3 protein-coding genes are annotated in these 3,521 nt (G+C 42.1%); all 3 read right to left on the reverse strand.

Features of this window, described 5'->3' with window-relative positions:
- Window positions 1–113: 113 nt before the first annotated feature.
- A complete protein-coding gene (ftsH, locus tag GNE10_RS33000; protein ID WP_185570269.1) occupies window positions 114–2,048 on the reverse strand; it encodes an ATP-dependent zinc metalloprotease FtsH in 1,935 nt (644 codons plus the stop codon).
- 187 nt (window positions 2,049–2,235) lie between these two features.
- Window positions 2,236–2,904, reverse strand: coding sequence for a DUF1614 domain-containing protein (locus GNE10_RS33005; protein WP_099071587.1), 669 nt, complete (start codon window positions 2,902–2,904; stop codon window positions 2,236–2,238).
- A 342-nt stretch (window positions 2,905–3,246) separates the two neighbouring features.
- Window positions 3,247–3,420 (reverse strand): hypothetical protein, encoded by a 174-nt coding sequence (locus GNE10_RS36625; RefSeq protein WP_180267579.1) that lies wholly within the window; start codon window positions 3,418–3,420, stop codon window positions 3,247–3,249.
- Between the last annotated feature and the right edge of the window lie 101 nt (window positions 3,421–3,521).

A 3,521-nucleotide genomic window follows, 5' to 3' on the forward strand; every position in this document is an offset into this window, starting at 1 on the left:
GCAGGGGGCAGGGGGCAGAGGGGCACAGGAGAATAATAACTCATAACTCATCACTCATCACTCATCACTCATCACTCAACAACCACATACTGCTGTTCATTTTTTGGAGTTCCCTAAACCAACAGTGTTTGCAATAATGGTTTGTCCTGGGATACTTTGCCTGTACGCAACCATTGTTCTACTTCTGTGGGTACTTTCGCTTGACTAATATATTCGCGCAATTCCAAGCCTTCCAAAATTTCTTTTTGCAAGAGTTGTTGTGCGGTTCGCTCTAATAAATCGTGGTTATATTGCAAAATAGTCAAAGCGATATGGTGGGCATTATCCAAGGTTTGCTTGACTTCTCGGTCAATTTCTTCAGCCACCTTGGGACTAATAGCACGGCGTGGGTTGGTATAACTTTCGAGAAACTGCTGTTGAATTTTCTCAAAGGCCACTGGCCCCAGTTTATCGCTCATTCCGTAAAGAGTAATGGCGCGTTCGGCTAACTCAGTGGCTTTTTGGATGTCGTCAGCAGCGCCAGTGGAGACTTTGCCGAAAACGATTTCTTCGGCAGAACGTCCACCTAGAAGAGTGGCGATACGACCGCGGATTTCGTCTTCCAACATTAAGAAACGGTCTTCTTCTGGCATCTGAATTGTATAACCCAAAGCACCAACACCACGGGGAACCACGGAGATTTTTTCGACTTTACCAGCACCAGGCATCAAAGCACCGATGATAGCATGACCAACTTCGTGATAAGCTACGGTCTTTTTCTCGGTTTCATTCAAGACGCGGGAGCGTTTTTCTAAGCCAGCCACCAGACGTTCGATACCTTCGTTAAAATCTGCCATTGTTACGGCTTGACTATTTCGCCGTGCGGCTAACAGTGCGGCTTCATTTACAAGGTTGGCTAAATCTGCGCCAGCAAACCCAGGAGTCCTAATGGCGATGGTATTTAAATCAACATCATCAGCTAATTTGACGTTTCTGGCGTGGACTTTGAGAATTGCTTCTCGACCAATTTTATCAGGGCGATCGACTACAACTTGACGGTCAAATCGACCAGGACGGCGTAAAGCCGGATCGAGAATTTCTGGACGGTTGGTGGCGGCGATGATAATTACCCCTGTATTGGCGTCAAAGCCATCCATTTCGCTGAGTAACTGATTGAGGGTTTGTTCCCGTTCGTCATTACCTCCCATAATTGGCCCAGCACCACCGCGAGATTTACCGAGTGCGTCTAACTCGTCGATAAACACAATACAGGGAGCTTGTTCTTTGGCTTGTTCAAACAAATCACGGACGCGTGCTGCACCAACACCAACAAACAGTTCAATAAATTCGGAACCAGAAATACTAAAGAAAGGAACAGCAGCTTCACCAGCGATCGCTTTTGCTAGTAATGTTTTACCAGTACCCGGAGGCCCCACCAACAGCACACCTTTGGGAATTTTGGCCCCTAGTGCGGTGTATTTACCAGCGTTTTTCAGAAAATCAACAATTTCTTCTAATTCTGTCTTGGCTTCATCTACACCAGCCACATCAGTAAATTTTACGCCGGTGCTACCTTCCGAATAAATCCTAGCTTTACTTTTACCCACCGTTAGTGCAGCTGGCCCTCCTTGGCGACTCATTAAAAAGCCCCAAATCCCAAAGAAAATTAACGGTGGTGCAATCCAACTGAGTAAAGTAGCAATCCACGCATTTTGGTTTGGCGGTGGTGCTGCAAATTGCACATGATGTTCGCGGAGAAGTTTGGGCAAATCTAAATCCATACCTACTGGTGTAGTGACAAACCCTTGTTCTTTGAATTTGCCATCGGCAGTTTGAGTTTTAATGGTATATTCAATGCGATCGCTACTCACAATCGCTCGATCCACCTTCCCCGCTTCTACTTCAGCCAAAAATGTGCTGTAGGGAATCTGCGGCGATTTTGATATCAAAAAACTGGGAAGAATAAAATTCAACACTAACAATAGGGTTAGTAGAATTAAGAAACTGCCACTGAACTGCCCAGATTTGGGCGATTTCATCGGCTTTTTATTATTAGTTTCAACAGGCATTTTGATGTACCCTCAATTAAGTTACAAGTGTTGAGTTATGAGTGTTGAGTTATGAGTTTTTACCTTTAATTTCTAACTCCTAACTCTTAACTTCTAACTCCTCACTAGCTTAGTAACAAAGCAAATAATGAGTTATGAGTTTTCCCTTTGAATTTCTAACTCCTAACTCTTAACTTCTAACTCCTCACTAACTTAGTAACAAAGCAAATAATCCACATAAAGCAATACCATCAAATACCCCAGCACCACCAATGCTGAGTACTCCTGCACTCATAGATTGGATGTCTTTGAGATGTAATAAATCAGCACCAATTAAGGTTCCCAACACTCCACCAGCAAAGGCTACGGGAGCAGCATGAGGTACAGCGATTAACATTGCAGACAAAGCAGCAGTCAAAGGAGCCAATAACGGATTCATTTGAATACCTATTCCTGGCACTACCCGCGCTGCATAATAGCTAACAACGGTAACTATGGCAGTGACTAACAAAATTGCTACAGCATTTGCGCGAGCAAATTGGTACAATGCCAACAACACAGGAATTAAGCCTCCACCGACATTTAGCGCTATCACCGTGGAACGCTCAACTTTCCTTAAAGGAATACCCCAAAATTCTTTTAACCATAGTGTTGCAAAATCATCTGCTAGATGAACTGGAGCGACTACACGGTATAGGGGTATATTGATAGTGCTTGTGAAAATTACTAGTACCAGCAATAAAAAAGCGATGTTGGGAGAAAATCCCAGCTTAGCCACTGCGATTTCCACCACATCTACTGTTACAACAAACCAAATGAATGGTAGTAATAGTAACAATAAAAGAAATAGCAGTAATGAAACTGGTAGGTAAATCATAAGATGAGAAAATTTATAACTGTGTCATATCAAACAAAAACACATTTCAATAAGGTATATAGATGAATCCAACAAATTGGGAATATTGGCTGTTATGAGTGAAAAATTTAGGTAATAAAGATTTTTATCTCTTTAGTCAGCTATGACGCTGGAAAATTGTACAGTTACTCATGAAGTTTGTTAACAGTTAACTGTCAACAGTCAACATTCAACACAAAAATTTATGCTGCGTTAGATGCACTACAGCTTTTCTATTGATTTCTATTTTAGAAACTAGATAGTAGAGTTTAAATTCGCGTACACCCAACAGAAAAATGTGTATTACCGTACTGTTATGCAAAATCAATCAGGATTCCTTGTCAAATTATTTCTAATTTCGGCTTTGATATCGGCGTTAATTAAGTACGTTGCTCCATATTTATCAATTTCGGCAACAACAACTAATGCCTTAATTATAGTTTTATTACCCATCGCCGTCGTGGCGATCGCTCTCCTGTGGCGATTCCAAGCATACAAACAAAGTTAACTTCTTTGGTTGTGAAAAATATTTGGTGATGACTGGTGACTGATGACTGGTGAGTTATTATTTATTCTCCTGTGCCCCCTGCCCCCTGCCC

The organism is Nostoc sp. 2RC, assembly GCF_014222165.1.
Lineage (GTDB): Bacteria > Cyanobacteriota > Cyanobacteriia > Cyanobacteriales > Nostocaceae > Nostoc > Nostoc linckia.